The organism is Gluconobacter frateurii, assembly GCF_002723955.1.
GTDB classification, from domain to species: domain Bacteria; phylum Pseudomonadota; class Alphaproteobacteria; order Acetobacterales; family Acetobacteraceae; genus Gluconobacter; species Gluconobacter frateurii.
This window is the reverse complement of record NZ_BEWN01000001.1, coordinates 1,026,085-1,043,628: the sequence shown is the minus strand read 5'-3', so window position 1 is coordinate 1,043,628 and position 17,544 is coordinate 1,026,085. Positions and strand designations below refer to the sequence as shown.

Genomic DNA, 17,544 nt, shown 5'->3' with positions numbered 1-17,544 from the left:
CGCCCATGAAACTTCAAATGCCGCTACCATCGCAGGGCGCGGATAAGCTGCCTCCGGGCACATGAAAAATCGTGAGCGTCGCGGCGATCGGGTCTTTCATGACGCAACTGGACGCCACGATCGTCAATGTGTCGCTCCCCGATCTCGTCGCCACCCTGCGCGCACCGTTTTCAAGCATTCAGTGGGTGGTCAGCGGCTATCTGCTGGCGCTCGCCCTGACGCTGCCGCTAAACGGATGGCTCGTGAGCCGCATCGGGGGGCGAACGGTCTATTTATGGTGCTTCGATGCCTTCACGCTGACATCAGGCCTATGCGCGCTGGCCTGGTCGGCGCCGTCGATGATCGCGTTCCGTCTGCTAAGGCATGGCGGGGGCTTGCTCGCGCCGATGACGCAGATGACGGTTGCCCGTGTGGCGGGGCGGCAGATGCCGAGGGTCGCGAGCGCGATGACGGCACCGGTTCTGCTCGCACCACTTCTTGGGCCGGTCGTCGCAGGAGCCATCGTCTCCGTCGCGTCATGGCGCTGGATCTTTCTTCTCAATGTCCCGGTCGGGCCCGCGGCCTTTATCCTTGCCGTCCTGTATGTCCGATCCGCGCGACGCAAGGGGGACGACGCGCTGATCGATCTGCGCCTGTTGCGTGTGCCTGCGTTTTCGGTGTCGGCGGTCATCATGTTTCTGACGAACGGGGTGTCATTCGCTGGTCAGCTGCTGTTACCAGACTGGCTCATCCACGCCTGCGGTGCCTCTCCCGAGCGGACAGGCCTGTTCATGGCGCCGTCGGCATTCCGGCGATGAGCGCAGGATACGCGTCGATCGCACGCACAGATATCCCGATGGCGACGACCGCACTGAACATCATGCAAAGGATTGGAGGCCCAACACTGACTACAGCGTGCGCCACCTTCCTCGGATGGAGACTGGTAGCAGTCGGCGAGCCGCGCTTGACGTCAACGGCTTTCGCCGAGGTATTCGGACTGCTCGCAGCATTTCATGGCGCGCTGCTGCTCGCGACGCGCTTCATCAAACCTTCAGAAAACAAACGCAGTCAGGACCATCCCGATCTGACCGGGCTTCGAGATACACCTGGGTAAATAAGGCCATTCAGGCGAGGGTGAGCAAAGTCGTCCGCTTTGAGACCATTCGTCTGTGCTTCAGATTGTCTGATATGAAGGCGTAAGCAGCAAGTCCGCTTACGCCTCCTTACGGGCATAGGGGTCGGGAAAATCAGCTTCCTGACAACCGCTACCGATCCTCAGAAGAAGCAGCCGTCCGTCGACCGGGTCAATTCTTCCCAATCTGCGATTTCGCTTTCCATGCGAGAGAGACGGTCACGAACCAGACGCAGAGCATCGCTACCCATGAGGAGTTGCGGTGGGGGGGCGTCCGACGCAACAAGTTGAAGGACTGCGGCGGCAAGTTTCGCCGGATCACCCAACTGCTTACCGTCCTTCTCGTGTCGTGCAGCCCGGATCGGATTGAACAGAGCATCATAGTCTGTAATTGAGCGCTCGGTCCTGACCATCGAACGCCCGGCCCAGTCTGTGCGGAACGATCCAGGGCACAGCGCCGTGACATGAACTCCAAAGGGTGCCATTTCCGCGCGCATAACTTCCGAAATCCCCTGTAAAGCGAATTTGCTACCACAATAATACGCTATGCCGGGCATGGTGATCAGACCACCCATTGAGGTCACGTTCACGATAAACCCGCTGCGGCGCTCGCGAAAACGCGGCAGGAAGGCTTTTGCAACCGCAACAGCTCCGAAGACATTGACGTCGAACTGGTGGCGCATTTCCTCGAGAGGAGATTCCTCTAGAATACCTTCATGTCCATAACCGGCATTGTTGATGAGCACATCGACCGGGCCGTGGTCTTGCTCTGCCTGTTCGACGATGGTGGGAATCCGGTCGAAGTCTGTGACGTCACACAGGACTGCGCGAACATCTGGCAGTCGCTCCAGTAAGGACGCTCGTGCGGTTTCCGACCGGACTGTACCAATCACCCGATGGCCTGCTTCAAGGGCGGCCTGCGCGATGGCAAAACCAAACCCTGAATTGGCTCCGGTAATGAAAAAAATCTGCCCTGACATGGCCTTACTCTGCTTGATTGTAGTCATTCTTGATTAATAATATCATATTGATGCAGTCTCTATCACAATTCCTCTGATTCTCTTGCTCAATCCTATGGTTTCTCGATCCACACCCTCTCCACTCCTCGAGCTGGCCGCCGAGCTCGCACCGCGACCTGGCTACAACGCTACGCCCATGCCAGGGCTCCGCATCCTGCGCTCCGAGACCATCCTTGAAGATGTACCGGTCCTTTATCGCCCCGGTGCGGTCTTCGTCTTGCAAGGGACCAAGCAGGGGTTTCTCAATGGCGAGGTTTACCGCTATGACGCCGACCATTATCTCGCCGTTTCGGTCCCGGTGCCTTTTCGGATGGCCTCGCAGGCTAGTTCTGAACGACCTCTACTCGCCATCTACTTCGACTTCGACTTGCCCCTCGCCGCTGAAATCGTAACCACACTGGAAGGCCAGTTCAGTCATGAGGAGAAGACGCAGGCAAGAAGCCTGGTCTCGAGTCAGATGGTACCCGCCATTGCTGATGTGCTCCTGCGCCTGCTTCGTGCTCTTCATCATCCGCAGGCACTCGCTATTCTTGGTCCTGGAATGCTACGCGAGTTGCATTATCACATCCTGATCGGCCCTCAGGGGGGATCGCTTATGGCAGCGTTGCGTCGCAATGACAGTACAGACAGGATCGTACAAAGCCTGTCGCTGATCCGCGAACGCTATAATGAAGGCCTGTCGGTATCCGAGCTTGCTTCGACGGTCGGGATGAGTGTTCCTTCCTATCACGTCGGCTTCAAGGCCCTGACTGGCAACACCCCGATCCAGTACATCAAGGCTTTACGATTGCACGAAGCCAGGCTGATGATCGCACGGCGTAAGGGAGCGATTGCTGCGATTGCCGCCGAAGTCGGCTATGCCAGCCCCGCCCAGTTCAGTCGGGACTTCAAGCGCCATTTCCGTCGCAGTCCCAGCGAAGAGGCTGCGTGGATGCGGGAACATCTGGGGGAGCCGGCCTAGGCTTGAAGCGAAAATCCTGCACTTGAAGCATTACGAAAACGATCACATTTGAAAAATGGTCCAGATTGGTAAATCCGCCCAATCGGGTTTTAGAAAGCGCAGTTCTGTTCTTCTTCAGACGCCTCACCTATATGTATCACGCAGCACATATTGGGGACCAGGATGACGAAAACGCCTGCAGCACGACGTGGCAGACCGCGTACCTTTGATCGGGACAAAGCACTGCAAAGCGCCATGAACGTGTTCTGGCAGCATGGTTTTGATGGTACGTCGATGTCTCAGCTTGTCGCCGCCATGCAAATCAACTCGCCCAGCATTTACGCTGCCTTCGGGAGCAAGGAAGACCTCTTCCGCGAAGCAGTTGAACAGTACGTCGCCTCCGATGGCAGTTCGACCATGCAGGCGCTGACAGCTGACGATGACGTACGCAATGCGCTACGATCCATGCTGGCCAATGCGATCCAGACCTTTACCCGTCATGATGAACCGCGCGGTTGTCTGATCGTGCTCGGCGCGCGCCATCTCGGGCCTATCAGTGATCCCGTTCGCACCTTCCTGCGAGACCAGCGGGAACGCATCCGCGTCCTGCTCGCAGAGCGTTTGTTAAAGGCGAAACAGAAGGGTGAACTGGCACCCGAAGCCGATGAGAAAGCGCTGGCGGCCTGCGTCATGACGTTCCTCAATGGGATATCGATTGAAACCGTAGACGGCACCTCACAGCCAACGCTCCTCGCTGCGGCCGAGCTGTTCGTGGATCGCCTGCTGCCCCGTTAGAATTATGTGCTGACTGTCACAGAATCGTTGCCGATAAGCGCTGAGCAATATATGTGCTGCGCATCACATAAAGGATGATGCGCATGCAACCTACCGGGTTTTCGATCCGTGAACCTGTCTCTGGCTTTGGTTCGGTAACAGGCGTTCCCCTTTTACCGCATGGCTTTACCGACACTTTCAAGAGCTCTCTGGTCGATATCGGCGCCGTGCGTTTGCATGCCGTGATCGGCGGCCAAGGACCTGCGTTACTGTTACTCGGCGGTTGGCCGCAGAACTGGTTTGCATGGCGCGCGCTCATGCTGCCGCTGGCCGAGCGCTTCACAGTTATTGCCGTCGACCCGCGGGGCGTCGGCCTTTCCGACAAGCCGGACGATGGCTATGATGCCGATACTCTTTCAGCCGACATATTTGCGCTCATGGATGCGCTCGGCCACCAACGCTTCGCCATGGTCGGTCACGACATCGGCATGTGGACTGGCTACGCGATGGCCGCAGACCGGCCGGAGCGGATTGCCCGCATCGCACTGGGAGAGGCGATTATCCCTGGTGTCTCCGCATCGCCCCCACTGATTAGCGACGACCGCCGCACCAGCGACTTCCTGTGGCACTTTAACTTCAACCGTGCGCTTGGCGTTAACGAGGCTCTGGTTCAGGGCCGTGAAGCAATCTATTTTGGCTACCAGTTCGCCACCAAGGCGGGTTCGCCGGAGGCGCTCCCCGCCGCTGCGCGTGACTTCTACATCGAGCAACTGCGTCGCGACCCCAAAGCCCTCCGCGCAAGCTTCGATTATTATCGGGCAATTGATGCTTCGATCCCGCAATATCGTCGGCGCATGGCGCGCAGGATCGCACTGCCGGTGCTCGCCTTCTCCGGCGCCCTGGCGTGCGGCGATATGGTCGAACAGGCACTCCGATCTGTCGCCGACGACGTGCAATCCGTCATTATTCCCGACAGCGGCCATTACCCGGCCGAGGAACAGCCTGAGGCCCTGTTGGCAGCACTTCAGGCCTTTCTCGCACCCTACGCCTGACAGACAGGAAACACGACATGCCCCACCCTTCCCTGACACACGCCATGGCCCAGATCGGCGACATGCGCCTCCATTATGTTCGCGCAGGTCAAGGCGAGCCGGTACTGCTCGTCCATGGTTGGCCCCAGACGTGGTACGAGTGGCATCGCGTCATTCCCCACCTCGTCGAGGCTGGCCATGAAGTGATCGCGGTCGATATGCGCGGCGCCGGTGATTCCTCGCGCCCTGCCAGTGGTTACGACAGCAACACCGTCGCCGATGAATTACACGAGCTCGTCCGGCAGCTTGGATTTACAACCATCCGCCTCGTTGCGCACGATAACGGCGCACGGGTGGCCTATGCCTACGCCGCGCGCCATCCTGCCGAGGTCAAGAGTCTGGTGTTTCTTGAAAGCAAGATCCTTGGCATAGAAAGCGACGATGATGCATCGAAGGAATATTGGCATTTCGGCTTCCATCAGGAGGCTGACCTGCCGGAATTTCTGCTGGCCGGGCGTGAGCGCGAGTATCTTAGTTTCTTTTTCAAGCGCTACTCGTTCGACCCGCGTTCGATCACGGAAGCCGATATCGACGAATATGTCCGCTGTTACAGCGGCCTCGGTGGAATGCGCGCCGGTTTCAATTACTATCGCGCCTTTCCGGAAACCGCAGTGCAAAGTCGCGAACTGGCGAGAACGAAGCTAACGATTCCAGTCCTTGCCTATGGCGGATCACATTGCATGGGCGAGATTCCGCTTCGCTCGATGAATCTGGTGGCCGATGATGTGCAGGGTGGCGTCATTCCGGAGTGCGGTCACTGGGTACCCGATGAGAAACCGGAATGGATCGCGCGGGAGATCAACCGGTTTCACGGTTTCTAAAGGTTGAAGAGGCCGGACGGCACACGGATGGCTGCTGACTAAATTTTCCAATCCACTGTGGCATGCAGAACTGAGCAGCAGTCGTGCCAGTTTCCCAGGTTGTGTCACAGGGTCCGGAAGAGGAAGACCTGTCGGCAGTAGGTGCTTTCCATCAACAGGATCAGGCCACCAATCAGCAGGTCGGGATAATAGAGTCTACCAGGCAGTAATATGAAAATTCCATACCCCAAAACAAGAAAACACAGCGCCCCCACGTCTTTGTGCTGGTGGTCGGACTCACGTTTCTCTCGTTGCTGGTGTCTGCCGGTGTCCAGGCTATACCCGGGGTATTGATGATGCCGTTGCAGGATGCGTTGGGGTGGAGCCGCAGCAGCATTTCCGTCTCGACTGCCGTGGGGATATTCCTGTACGGGCTCGTTGGGCCTTTCTCCGCAGCCCTCATGCAGACGTTCGGCATCCGCCGCATTCTGATTGGTGCGCTTCTTCTGGTCGGCTTTTCGGCACTCCTGTCACTGGGCATGACGCTGCCCTGGCAGTTCTTTCTGACCTGGGGTGTGCTGACAGGTTTCGGTACGGGCGCGGTGGCGATGGTACTCGGAGCCACGGTTGTGAACCGCTGGTTCGTGACTCGACGCGGCACGATTATGGGCGTGCTGGCCGCCAGCACCGCAACCGGCTCACTGTTGTTCCTGCCCGGACTTGCTGCACTTGTCCATCGTTTCGGGTGGCAGGCACCTGTCATGGCAGTGGCCGCAGTCACATTGATACTGGTCCCCTTTGTGGCTCTTTTCCTTCCCGAGCATCCGGGGGATCGTGGGCTGGTACCACATGGGGCAGAGCACGATCATACGTCGCTCCAATATACGGATCAGAACCCGTTACGATCGGCCATAGCAGCACTATTGGCGGCCGCCCCGAAACGTGACTTCTGGTTTCTGTTCGCCACTTTCTTTGTGTGTGGCTTCACCACGAATGGGCTGATTGGCACGTATTTCATTGCCATCTGTGCCGATCACGGCATCGGAGAAGTTCCGGCAGCGGGATATCTCGCCATGATGGGCCTGTTAGATCTTGTTGGCACCACGCTGTCCGGCTGGCTGACGGATCGATTGGATGCCCGCTGGCTGCTTTTTTCCTATTATGGGTTACGAGGGCTGTCTCTGATTGCACTGTCATTCATCGATTTCTCACCTGAAAGTCTGACGATCTTCGGGATTTTCTACGGCCTCGACTGGATCGCAACAGTTCCGCCAACCCTGCGTCTGTCCAACATGGTGTTTGGGGAGCGCTCTGCCCCGATCGTGTTCGGCTGGATCGTCTTCGGGCATCAAATTGGAGCCGCCTGTGCTGCATTTCTCGCGGGTATGCTGCGACAGGCGCAGGGAAGCTACCAGGACATGCTTGTCCTGACAGGCACCGCTGGAGTTGCAGCAGCATTTCTAGCCGTGAGCATTGGTAAGTGTCGCGTTCTGCACAAAGCAGCGAGTTGATCGGATCATTAAGGGGTAACGATATAGATTGCGTAAAACTTGGCTTTACGGGAATGGGGGTTTCCCGCCCTTGCCGGGATTGCATGACTTTTGAAGACCCCAATACAAGACCATTCACAGCGGCAGTCCATGCGCCAAAGGACAACATGGTTCGATCCGCGATATCTGATCCGAGAAGACTATCACGCCTTGACCGGTGCATATGGTCGAAGTACTGGATCAGGCAGATCACGGGGCAAGCGCTTGGGAACTTGGCTTCTCAAATATGGGGCTCGAACTTCGATCTGCGTTATGGGTGTGCGAGGGGCCTGGGATCAGGGGTGGAGTTTCGCACCCTTGACGGTCTTGTCCACGTCCTTCTTTGGACCACGCAACGCCAGCCCAACCAACTCCGGTGCGTCGGGGTCCTCTGCCAGGTATGCGGCGCGGTTGGCCGCATCATGCCCAGTCGAGAACATCGCCTTTACATAGACAGCGGTGGTCAAGCCTCGAGCAATTGCCTGGCGGTGAGCACGCTGAAGATCAGCGCGGGTGGCTGCGAAAACCATCATGGGCTGGCCGAGAAGGCGAGCGAAGGTGCGGCCTGCCGCATCTTCGTAAGGCTCGCCCATGGCCTCCGGTGCCACTCCCGCGATCCCGGTTGCCAGAAACGCTGTGACGTTGAGCTTCTGCCAAACCGCCAGATCGTCGAGAACAAGGAGGGCGACCTTTGTATCAAATTGCATATCTGACTCCGATAAGGAACAGAACTTCACTTCCATGTCCGCAGTTAGGGGGCAATCAGAGCCTTGTCGAAAAGGACGCTGAGTTGCGGGAAGGATCCAAGTTGGACGATCTGCGCATCGAGGAGTCCCGCTTTTATCAGTGGCAGGCTCGTCACTTCGCGCTCGACGGCAGCACGATCGGCCATCTCGTAAATTAGCGTGACCGCCTGAGGGTCAGGCGAGAAGTAGAATTCGCGCAGTTCCCCAGCCGTGTAGCTCTCCCACACATGTTTGATCTCGGCGACCATGTGGGCTGCGAACTGATCGGGGGTTTTCCCAGCGACCGGTGTCAGTAAGACTAAGTATTTCATCTTTCTCTCCATCCTAAGTAAGAACTAATATGTGACCAATCAGGGTGTTCTTGAAGCTAAACAGCGTTCATGTCAGTGTTGACTGTATGTCCACACCGTCACTGTCTCCGGGCCTTCTTCAGCTTTTGTGGTTCGTTCGCATCGTCGAAGCGGGCTCATTCGCGGAGGCCGCTCGACGGGCAGGCGTCACAACCTCAGCTATGTCAAAGGCTCTTGCCCGGTTTGAACAAACGCATGGTGTTCGTCTGCTGCACCGCACGACACATGCTCTCTCGCTTACTGACGAAGGTGATCGACTGCTTAGCCAGGGTCGTCACTTGCTAGACAGTCTGGAACAAATTGAAACGTCGCTTGCCGAATTGGGAAACCAAAGTGCCGGCGGACGTGTCCGGCTCACCGCTCCAACAGCATTTGCGCGAGCCTGTATCATGCCTGAACTACCTGCGTTCTTGCAGGCACATCCAGAAATCAATATCGAGCTCCAACTCGGTGACGAAATGGCGGACCTCGCTACACGTGGCATTGATCTCGCTATCCGTTCCGGTAGTCTCGTCGGCCTACCCGGCCACATCTCCCGCAAGCTATACTCGTTCCCCTGGATAGCGTGTGCCACTCCCGAATATCTTCAGCTTCACGGCGTGCCAGAAACACCAGCGGATCTGGCAGGACACAAACAGATCGGCTTCAGGAATAAGGGGACAGGCCAAATCCAAAACTGGCGCTTTGTGTCACCGGCGGACGGAAAAGCCATACGTTATGTTCCACAACCAAAGCATGTCTTCGACGATGGTGAGGCGGCCTGGAGCATGGTTCGGGCCGGGTTCGGCATCGGATGGGCACCTGCATGGCTAGGTCTAGCTGATCTTCGTAGTGGGCATGTCGTCGAGATATTAAAGAACTGGCGGATCGCTGAAGAGCCTCTTTCTGCCGTACGTCTGGAGAAGCGCCATACGCCTGTACGCACGCAAATCGTTATGGACTTTCTTGCCGCCCTGCCTTCGACCTGGCAGATTTAAAGTGAGACCCCTGGCGGCTATTCAGCTCCCAGTTACGCTCAGGACCCACTGTTTTTTGAGATGGGTTTTGATTCAGGCTCTGTAAGGAAACTGAATATGACCGGCTGACGGAGAAGAAGAAATACACACGCTATGATAGATGACCGAATATCTTCTTCTCGGCCATCTGCCTTGTACAAGCGTTGTGTTCTGGCTAGCGGAAAGACCAGTCTATTTTCTGGTGGCCTGACATTATTCTACCAGCAGATGTCATCGGAAAATGCGCTGTGAATACTGTCGCGTTATGCTCAATGGCATAATTCAAGGCCCATTTGCGCGACATAATGGCTGCCAATGGGTCGGCGTCAAAAACGGTATTCCATTCCGGAACGTTCACCTGAACAGGGTGATGCATGACGTCCCCCGTAAAGAGGGCGCAGTCCGTACCGGACCTCAGGACAATAGATGCGTGATGTGGAGTATGCCCAGGAGTGGAGTAAAAGGAAAATCCTTCGAGAATTTCCGTCCCATCCACGTCAATCTGGTCTGCAAGACCTGCCGCAATAATGGGATCAACGCTATCTTCGCGGGTCATGAAACTGGTTTTATTGCGAGTGGTATCATGAGCGGGATCACTGAAAAAATCGTATTCGGCTTTGGAAAAGAGATACCGAGCATTTGGAAACGTCGGAACCCAGATCCCATCTTGCTGACGTGTATTCCACCCGACATGATCGACATGCAGATGGGTCAGAAGAACAAAATCGATTTCTTCCGGTCGGACACCAGCGCGCCTCAGATTTTCAAGCCATACAGTCCGCAAATGGTCAAAATACGGTGCAGCAGGACGTGCCTTGTTATTCCCGGCGCCCGTATCGACAAGAATTTTCCGGCCGCGATCCTCAATTAGCCAGCTATGAATGCTCAACGGGATCTTCGTTCCGGAAGCATCCAGCGTTTCAGACAGTCGGGGATAAGCCTGAAGAGCACGCCCGCCATCCCAGTCTGGAAGCAGTTGTTCCGGGGAGAGTGCTGACAGCGTCAGATCCTGAATTTTTAGGATACGGGCATCACCTACAGTATACCATTGATGAGCGTTCATAAATATCGGGCTTTCTTTCGTTTTGATTATGCAAGAAACAGGCACTATCATCGTGAAGGGGACAAGAGATTTCAGTTCTGGTAAGGGGCCCCAGCTATACGGCCTGACAGACAATCGAAAAGCGGAGACCGTTCTCTAATCCGCAAATCACAAATCAAGCCTTCGGACGTAAAAGAATTACAAGCAATCATCGCTTCGATCCGTTGAAAACTGTCACCCTTCATGGTCAGAAAGCCTGATTACAGTGGTTGTTCTTCAAAAGACCGGAGGCCAAGAGATTGTCTCCTTGGATCAGACGCGTGAGATACAGCCCGTGCGACGCACCATGTTTCTCTCACCCCGAGCCGTCCGACTGGTCCATGCGAAAAAGAAAAACAGCATTTCAAAGCTCTCTGTCAGAGAAGGCGCTAGCCGATCAATCGGAGAGTTCAGCATATTCCTCTTATTTCGAGGATAAATGGTCTATACGAGACATCAGTCACAACTGAGGATGATGAATGCTTGACCGTCTAACCAGCATGAAGATTTTCATCAAGGTTGTGGAATTGGGCTCTTTTGCAGCGGTCGCTCAGCGTCTGACCCTGTCGCCGCAGATGGTAGCCAAACATATAGAAGCTCTGGAGCATCATCTTGGCGCACGCCTGCTACATCGGACCACACGTCGTCAGAGCCTGACAGAAACGGGGCGACTTTACTGCGAGCAGTGTCGCCTTGTGCTGAAGGGCGCCGATCGGGCGGACAGTCTGGCGGCCAATACGCTTGGTACACCGCGCGGAACGTTATCTGTCAGTGTACCCGTTACCTTCGGACGAACGGTATTTCTTCCGTTCCTTCACGACTTTCAGAAAAGATATCCAGAAGTCCAGGTCCAGTTGTCGCTGACAGACCAACTGGTCCATCCCACCATGGATGGACATGAAGCCGTCATCCGGATTGGCAAACTGGACACGGACCTCACAGCCATCAGTCGTCCTCTGACGCCCTATCGACGCGTCATCTGCGCCACTCAGACTTATCTGGAAAAACATGGAATTCCAGATATGCCGGAAGATCTGACCGCGCATCAGTGTCTCGTGTACGAAAATGCCGGAGGTCCTGTAACGACGTGGCACTTTTCACGAGGGAGCGTGACGCGAGCTGTCACCATCTCGGGCAAGACTATCAGTAATGATTCAAGTGTCCTGCGTTCTGCGGCTCTTGCTGGTGATGGGATCCTGCTGGGATATGAGCAGGCCCTGCTGCCAGAAATAAGGAGCAAGAGCCTTGTCCGGCTTTTGCCTCAGTGGACAGTTCCGGACAGACCCATGCATCTGCTTTATAACGCGGGCCCGGTCATGGCACCCAAGCTTCGAGTATTCGTAACGGAGCTTCAGCAGGCATTTCCGACTTAAGCATTTTTTCGGCGTCAGGGCCTCGGTTTTGGGACCTGGACTTGCAAATCATGCTCTCTTCACCAGCTTATTCAGTCGGGAGGACAAACAATTCTGGAACCTCCATTCGAAAAGGTGTTTTCAGCGCGAACAGGATCGTTTCAGCAATGTCCTCATCTCCCGGCAGGCCATAAAAATTGCCACGTCGTCCCTCTGCTTACAGGAAGTAGCATCTGTGGGAGGGTTGCCGCCGTTGCATTGAGGACACCCGATACGCTTTAGGCTTTGCCTCACCATTGGGCTGCATGACACTTCGCCAAAAGCCCTTTCATAGCTGGTGAAGAGTATACGATTGCCAACATGGCCCTTTTCCCGTGGCGTAGAAGGCTGACTCTATAATGACGCGGCCACGTTCCTAAACGTTCAGGACTATCCACAGCACAGGGCATGGGCAAACCGACTTCTGCAACGACCAGCCGTTCAGTGTGGCCGTATAGTCAACCGGACATACGGAGAACTCTCAAGCCAGTTCCATGAAGGTCATGATGCTTACGATTTCAGGGCAAAGACGCAGGATCGTCTTGCAAGTAAAATATAAGAATTTGAAGTATAGTTTATTTAATTAATCCCTAAAAATCAGGCGTCATTATTCCGGATTCAAACCATTTTGACAAAATTAAATTTCTTTATTTCAGTTTACCAACATTATTTCTCAGATTTCGTGAGAAAATCTTCCATGCTCTCTCCTCATCCGACCACAAATGACCCGCTTTCCAGAAGTTTGACACACTCAAATGCAAGAATCTTTTTTCTCTTGGATGAGAACCCTATGTCCGTAAAGCTACCAGCATTATCGGACATAGGGCTTTTTCCATCAGGCCGGGAAATTTGTGGGAATTTCTCCTGGACCAGAATGGCACTTTTGCATGGTCTCGCAGCAGCCCTGTCGCTCCGTCAGAGTACCTGACGATCATGGCGTCCGTCGTCTACTTCAGCTCGTCGCGGGTGTAAGAATCTTCGCAGAAGCCGTTCCTACGACGTTTATCCGATACCCTGGATCGCGAGAATTCGAGACCCAGCCGAAATGACAGAAAGACACTCGCTGAACCGTGACACGAGCTACCCGCCTTTGCGTCTGCAAGATCAGTTGCTTCTCACCCGAGCAAACGACCAATTTGAGAGTAAACTGTCTATCCGCTTGTGAGCAGAGAATGTGAAAAGCCGATATCGGGAACGCGTAAATATGGCCTGTCTGGACGGGACTAGCCCTTTCGATTTTCCCGATGTTCCGGTGATGGACGGGATCAATCATCCGAACGACATCAGCCACCCGGAGCGGCAGGCCGGCGTTCTGCGCTTTGAGCGCGCGGCAGGATTCTGAATCTTCTCAGGTCCAGACGACGGCAACGCATCTCGATGTTCGCTCGCTGCTACCTGGTGCTCATGGCCCTGGCGTATCGCATTGGGGACATTCCGACATGGCGGGCAAAGGCCGTACTGAATGTGCTTCCCGAGCCATAGCCGACTTGCGTGGCGATATGCTCGATCGCGAACTCGCGGGTGCGCAGCAGGCGTCTGGCAAGAGCCATGCGCCATGCCAGCAGGTATTCCATCGGCGGATGCCCGACGACACGCGTGAAGCGCGCGAAAAACGCCGAGCGCGACATTCCGGCTTCGGCGGCGAGGCCTGCAATGGTCCAGCCGTGCGCCGGCCGCGCATGCATGGCCCGCAAAGCAGCGACGAGACGATCATCCGCCAACCCCCGGGAGAGACTCGGTATGGAGGTGACGTCGGCCCCGCACCGTAATACCTCGATGAGCAGCACCTCCAGCAGGCGCTCCAGGACCACCTCCCGTCCTGGGCGGGAATGGCGCGTCTCATCCGCCACCAGTTGAAGTAGAAGTGCGAGCCGCGGCTTGCCGGTGGCGACGATCATCGCTGGCAGCAGGGAGACGAGCAACGCGGCGTCCGGTGAGGCGAAACTGCAGAGTCCGATCTGCATCCGGAGGTTTACGGCTCCGTCCGGCGGTCCGACCCGAAAACGCCCCTCGCCGACCTCTGTCGGCATCATTGCGATACCATGCGAGGGCGCGTCGATGCTTTCGACGATGTGATCGCTGGTCGACGGGGACAGTACGAAATCTCCCTTTCGCACGATGATTGGTGGCCGACCGGACGACACCACTCGGCACTCGCCCTCCAGGACTGCGAAAAAGACGGGTTTGCCCTCGATGTTGCGGTGGATGCGCCATCGCCCGGTGTACTCGACAAGCTTGGAGTAACTGGCCGAAGGCTGGAGCAGGGTCACGATCTCAGTGAGCGGATCAACGGTCATAACAGGACTATCGCCAATGAATTCGAGACGAAGAAGCATAGATGGTCTGTCGATTTATAGCCATATCTGGATGACCACAAACACCTTCGGAGCATGACCATGCCGACTGTTCTTATCACAGGCTGTTCCTCGGGCTTCGGTCTCGAGACTGCAAAGCTGTTTCTCGAGAAGGGCTGGCACGTCGTCGCGACGATGCGCCAGCCCAAGGCCGATATCCTGCCCGCGTCAGCCAATCTCACCGTCTTGCCGCTCGACGTCACCGATCCGGACAGCATCAGCAAAGCGTTCGAGCAAGCCGGTGCGATCGATGTGCTGGTCAACAATGCAGGAATTGGCGCAGCCGTGCCGATCGAACTGATTGAACCGGATACAGCGCGCCTGTTGTTTGAAACCAACACGCTCGGCACGCTGGCGACGATACAGGCGATCCTTCCCAGGTTCCGCCAAAGCCGTAGCGGTACCATTATCAACGTTACGTCGACCGTAACCCTCAAGCCTCTACCGCTGGTTGGTGTCTACAGGGCGAGCAAAGCGGCCGTGAACGCACTTACCGAGAGCCTCGCAGTCGAAATGAAGCCGTTCGGCGTGCGTGTGCATATCGTCCTGCCGGGACGCTCGCCCGAGACAAGCTTTGGCAGCAATGCCATGCCGCATTTGCGGGGACTGGACAACGCTGACTACAAGCCGATGATCGAAGGCATGATCGCAAGCTTTCGCGACGAGAGCGGTCCGGTGACCCATGCTTCCGATGTGGCAGCGGCGATCTGGCGGGCAGCCACCGATCCGAGCGCACCGCTCAAAATTGCTGCGGGCGAAGATGCGGTACAGTGGCTGAGCGAGGCCGGACGGCCATAGCCTGAGCACGCAAGCAGTTGCTTCTATCAGCCTATAGCGGTCGTTCGCTCAATGGCTCGGGATTACCTTGACTTTTTCGGCGGCTGAAATGGGCGTGTCCGCAATCGCTCGAGCCTGGCTGAAGGGCTTTGAACCCATTATGTCCGGTACGCTGGTGGAAGTGGCCGAACGAACCTTGCGCGTTTTATCGGAATGAGCCGGATTAGGGGCTGCCTCAACGTGCATGATGGTCTGTTGGCGCACCAGTGCGGGCATCATCAAGGACGATTGCCCCGAAAATTCCGACAGTTCCCATCGAGACACGTCTGCGTGCGGCCGGTTCATCGTCCCCGAACCGGTCGACCGCCCAGGACAACGCCAGGACGAGTTCAAACACGTCCGCCGCGGTCACAGTGCCCGCGGCATCTCCAGAAAGGGTTACCTGCCGGAGAAAGACCGCCGTCCTGTCGACCAGCGCGGCGCACGCCGTCGCCATGGACGATTGCGGATCTGCCTGGGCGGAAGCAACACACGTTGGCAGGTCGTGCCAGATGCGCAGTCTCCAGGCGAGCCGTATCAGCCATTCCAGCAGTGCTTCCTTCGGGGCGAGCGAGCCGGACAGCGCATCGGCTTCGGCCAGCGCAGCTTCGATGCTGACCGACGCCACGGCGGCGAGCAGATCGTCCCGCGTCGGAAAGTTTCGATACAGCGTCGCATTGCCCACGCCCGCACGCAGGGCGATGCCGTCAAGGGAAGCGAGAACGCCTTCCTCCTCAAATGTGGCGCGTGCGGCCGCAAGGATCGCGTCCCGGTTGCGCCGCGCATCGGCGCGCATGGGACGCGGCATGGCCAGGCTTGTGTCCTGCTCGGCGGTCATCGATATCCTCGCTTGACGAATCGGGGGGAGTCCCCGGATAGTGTTTCGGGGATTGTCCCCACTTGATGGAGAACTACAGGATGACGCAGCCGATCGACAAGACCCACCGCACGCTGGAGGACCGGGTCGTGCTCGTGACCGGCGCTAATGGTGGTCTCGGGGAAGAATTTGTCAGGCAGGCCATTCAACGAGGGGCAAGCCGCGTCTATGCGGCGGCCCGGCAGCCCAAGGCCTGGGATAACGCTCGCATCGTGCCGCTGCCGCTTGACATCACGAAGGCCGATGACATCGCACGTGCTGTCGCCAGCGCACCTGACTGTGACCTGCTCATCAACAACGCAGCCATCGCACCGGAAGCCGATATCCTGCTTCAGCCCGAGGAGGAGACACGGCGCATCTTCGATACGAACTTCTTCGGCACGTTGAACGTTGCCAATGCCTTTGCACCGGTCCTCGGCGCCAATGGCGGAGGAACGATGCTCAATATCCTGTCATCCGCGGCGTGGATCAGCATACCGACGGCCTATGCGGCCTCGAAAGCGGCGCTGTGGTCGGCAACCAACGGGTTGCGTATGGCGCTGGAGGGACAGAAGACGCAGGTGACAGGCCTTCTGGTCGGCATGATCGACACGCCGATGACGAAGAACCGGAATATTCCGAAAAGCAGTGCGACGAGCGTCGTGACACAGGCCTATGACGGCATTGCCGCAGGGGCGCTCGAAATTCTGGCCGACGATACGACGCGCGACCTGAAAGCAAGGCTCAACACGAAAGGCGAGGAACTGTACCCTTGGCTGCATGCGCAGCTCCGGGCACTCATAGCCTCGTAAGCGGCCTACAATACCAGCATGGAGATGGGTTGATGGCTAGCCTAAGAGAACATGTCTGCTTCTCTTCCGCGCCCGACCCATGATGAAGGTCGCATATGACGCGTAAGCAGCACGTCCGCTTCATTCCGGCCATTCGATACGTTCTAATCGGGCGCGGAAAGCGGACATTGCCGGTAGCGATGCGTCGGCGTGCCTGATGGTGAACGCAGGGTCCTGCCCCCATCGGCCAGGAGACGGCAAATCTGCCCCGTCTGCAGCACTGGTTTTCACGCAGCATGTGGCAAGCTGGTGGTGTGGAATCAGTTACGCTTCAGCACCGAGGCCGCGAAAGAGAAGTGCGAGAATTCGCCTTATCTGCGCCTTCCCGTCCGAGGTGGGTGAAATTCGTAGTAGCAACGCCAGTAGCGTCAAGACATCCTCAGGATGGACGCCCGACTGTATTTCGCCCCGTTTTTCGCATGCTTCTATTAATTGGTGGACCGCGCCGACCAGGGGCCAATAGGTTTCCCGCAAATCCTTTTCGGAGATTGCCGAACTCAGCGTATCGGCAACGCCGTGCTTCACCTCGCCGAACTGGACAAAGCGATCGCACCACAGTCGCAAGGCTTGCAGCGGCGGGTGGTTGGCGAGCAGGTCTGGGGCCAGACTCACCAACTCGTCGATTTCCTTCCGGTATACACCCACCAACAACGCCTCCCGGCTTGGAAAGTGGCGGTAGAGCGTACCGGCGCCCACCCCGGCCGCTTTTGCTATGGCATTGAGAGACACCCCCGGATCTGCGGCGAATGCATCGCGCGCGATGTCAAGAATGCGGTCGCGGTTTGCCTGCGCGTCGGCGCGCAATCTTACGTCAGGATCAGCCATCATACCCCTTGACCA

17 protein-coding genes and 2 pseudogenes are annotated in these 17,544 nt (G+C 56.9%); 11 read left to right on the top strand and 8 right to left on the bottom strand.

What is annotated here, in order from left to right:
* Positions 1–68 precede the first annotated feature (68 nt).
* Positions 69–1,093 (top strand): annotated as a pseudogene (locus GFR01_RS04885) (MFS transporter).
* Positions 1,094–1,254: 161 nt separating this feature from the next.
* On the opposite strand, the gene GFR01_RS04880 reads toward GFR01_RS04885, so the two are convergent.
* Positions 1,255–2,091: an oxidoreductase gene (locus GFR01_RS04880; protein WP_099181469.1), complete on the bottom strand. Its 837-nt coding sequence runs from the start codon at positions 2,089–2,091 to the stop codon at positions 1,255–1,257.
* A 94-nt stretch (positions 2,092–2,185) separates the two neighbouring features.
* On the opposite strand from GFR01_RS04880, the gene GFR01_RS04875 reads away from it, so the two are divergent.
* The 5 genes from GFR01_RS04875 (at position 2,186) to GFR01_RS04855 (ending at position 7,246) form a co-directional block, all read left to right on the top strand.
* The gene (locus GFR01_RS04875) at positions 2,186–3,091 is read left to right on the top strand and encodes an AraC family transcriptional regulator (RefSeq protein WP_099181468.1); all 906 of its coding nucleotides are present in this window, start codon (positions 2,186–2,188) and stop codon (positions 3,089–3,091) included.
* Positions 3,092–3,253: 162 nt separating this feature from the next.
* Complete coding sequence (locus GFR01_RS04870; RefSeq protein WP_099181467.1) at positions 3,254–3,865, top strand: TetR/AcrR family transcriptional regulator; 612 nt, start codon at positions 3,254–3,256, stop codon at positions 3,863–3,865.
* A gap of 83 nt (positions 3,866–3,948) precedes the next feature.
* Entirely contained in the window at positions 3,949–4,896 is a 948-nt protein-coding gene (locus tag GFR01_RS04865; RefSeq protein ID WP_099181466.1) for an alpha/beta fold hydrolase, read from the top strand.
* Positions 4,897–4,913: 17 nt separating this feature from the next.
* Complete coding sequence (locus GFR01_RS04860) at positions 4,914–5,756, top strand: alpha/beta fold hydrolase (protein WP_099181465.1); 843 nt, start codon at positions 4,914–4,916, stop codon at positions 5,754–5,756.
* Positions 5,757–6,016: 260 nt separating this feature from the next.
* Positions 6,017–7,246: an MFS transporter gene (locus GFR01_RS04855; protein ID WP_276327967.1), complete on the top strand. Its 1,230-nt coding sequence runs from the start codon at positions 6,017–6,019 to the stop codon at positions 7,244–7,246.
* A gap of 314 nt (positions 7,247–7,560) precedes the next feature.
* On the opposite strand, the gene GFR01_RS04850 is transcribed toward GFR01_RS04855, so the two are convergent.
* Together GFR01_RS04850 and GFR01_RS04845 are read right to left on the bottom strand one after the other, a co-directional pair.
* A complete protein-coding gene (locus GFR01_RS04850) occupies positions 7,561–7,971 on the bottom strand; it encodes a DUF2000 family protein (RefSeq protein ID WP_099181463.1) in 411 nt (136 codons plus the stop codon).
* 44 nt (positions 7,972–8,015) lie between these two features.
* The gene (locus tag GFR01_RS04845) at positions 8,016–8,321 is read right to left on the bottom strand and encodes a hypothetical protein (protein WP_099181462.1); all 306 of its coding nucleotides are present in this window, start codon (positions 8,319–8,321) and stop codon (positions 8,016–8,018) included.
* 86 nt (positions 8,322–8,407) lie between these two features.
* Between GFR01_RS04845 and GFR01_RS04840 the strand changes: the two genes are divergently transcribed.
* A complete protein-coding gene (locus GFR01_RS04840; RefSeq protein WP_099181626.1) occupies positions 8,408–9,337 on the top strand; it encodes a LysR family transcriptional regulator in 930 nt (309 codons plus the stop codon).
* 193 nt (positions 9,338–9,530) lie between these two features.
* Here GFR01_RS04840 and GFR01_RS04835 read toward each other — a convergent pair whose 3' ends face one another.
* Positions 9,531–10,418 (bottom strand): MBL fold metallo-hydrolase, encoded by an 888-nt coding sequence (locus GFR01_RS04835; protein WP_099181461.1) that lies wholly within the window; start codon positions 10,416–10,418, stop codon positions 9,531–9,533.
* Positions 10,419–10,915: 497 nt separating this feature from the next.
* On the opposite strand from GFR01_RS04835, the gene GFR01_RS04825 reads away from it, so the two are divergent.
* Positions 10,916–11,809, top strand: coding sequence for a LysR family transcriptional regulator (locus tag GFR01_RS04825; protein WP_099181460.1), 894 nt, complete (start codon positions 10,916–10,918; stop codon positions 11,807–11,809).
* 67 nt (positions 11,810–11,876) lie between these two features.
* Here GFR01_RS04825 and GFR01_RS16170 read toward each other — a convergent pair.
* Positions 11,877–12,025: pseudogene (locus tag GFR01_RS16170) on the bottom strand (oxidoreductase); the annotation flags it as partial.
* A 976-nt stretch (positions 12,026–13,001) separates the two neighbouring features.
* Between GFR01_RS16170 and GFR01_RS04815 the strand changes: the two are divergent.
* Positions 13,002–13,169, top strand: a complete 168-nt coding sequence (locus GFR01_RS04815) for a hypothetical protein (RefSeq protein ID WP_244902158.1) — start codon at positions 13,002–13,004, stop codon at positions 13,167–13,169.
* A 49-nt stretch (positions 13,170–13,218) separates the two neighbouring features.
* On the opposite strand, the gene GFR01_RS04810 is transcribed toward GFR01_RS04815, so the two are convergent.
* Positions 13,219–14,124 (bottom strand): AraC family transcriptional regulator, encoded by a 906-nt coding sequence (locus GFR01_RS04810; RefSeq protein WP_099181625.1) that lies wholly within the window; start codon positions 14,122–14,124, stop codon positions 13,219–13,221.
* Between the two features lie 99 nt (positions 14,125–14,223).
* Between GFR01_RS04810 and GFR01_RS04805 the strand changes: the two genes are divergently transcribed.
* On the top strand, positions 14,224–14,979 hold the full coding sequence (locus GFR01_RS04805; RefSeq protein WP_099181624.1) for an SDR family oxidoreductase: 756 nt from the start codon (positions 14,224–14,226) through the stop codon (positions 14,977–14,979).
* A 214-nt stretch (positions 14,980–15,193) separates the two neighbouring features.
* On the opposite strand, the gene GFR01_RS04800 is transcribed toward GFR01_RS04805, so the two are convergent.
* A complete protein-coding gene (locus GFR01_RS04800; RefSeq protein WP_244902157.1) occupies positions 15,194–15,835 on the bottom strand; it encodes a TetR/AcrR family transcriptional regulator in 642 nt (213 codons plus the stop codon).
* 80 nt (positions 15,836–15,915) lie between these two features.
* Here GFR01_RS04800 and GFR01_RS04795 point away from each other — a divergent pair, with 80 nt between their 5' ends.
* A complete protein-coding gene (locus GFR01_RS04795; RefSeq protein ID WP_099181459.1) occupies positions 15,916–16,665 on the top strand; it encodes an SDR family oxidoreductase in 750 nt (249 codons plus the stop codon).
* Positions 16,666–16,968: 303 nt separating this feature from the next.
* Here the strand turns inward: GFR01_RS04795 and GFR01_RS04790 are convergent, their stop codons facing one another.
* Entirely contained in the window at positions 16,969–17,532 is a 564-nt protein-coding gene (locus GFR01_RS04790; protein ID WP_244902156.1) for a TetR/AcrR family transcriptional regulator, read from the bottom strand.
* Positions 17,533–17,544 lie beyond the last annotated feature (12 nt).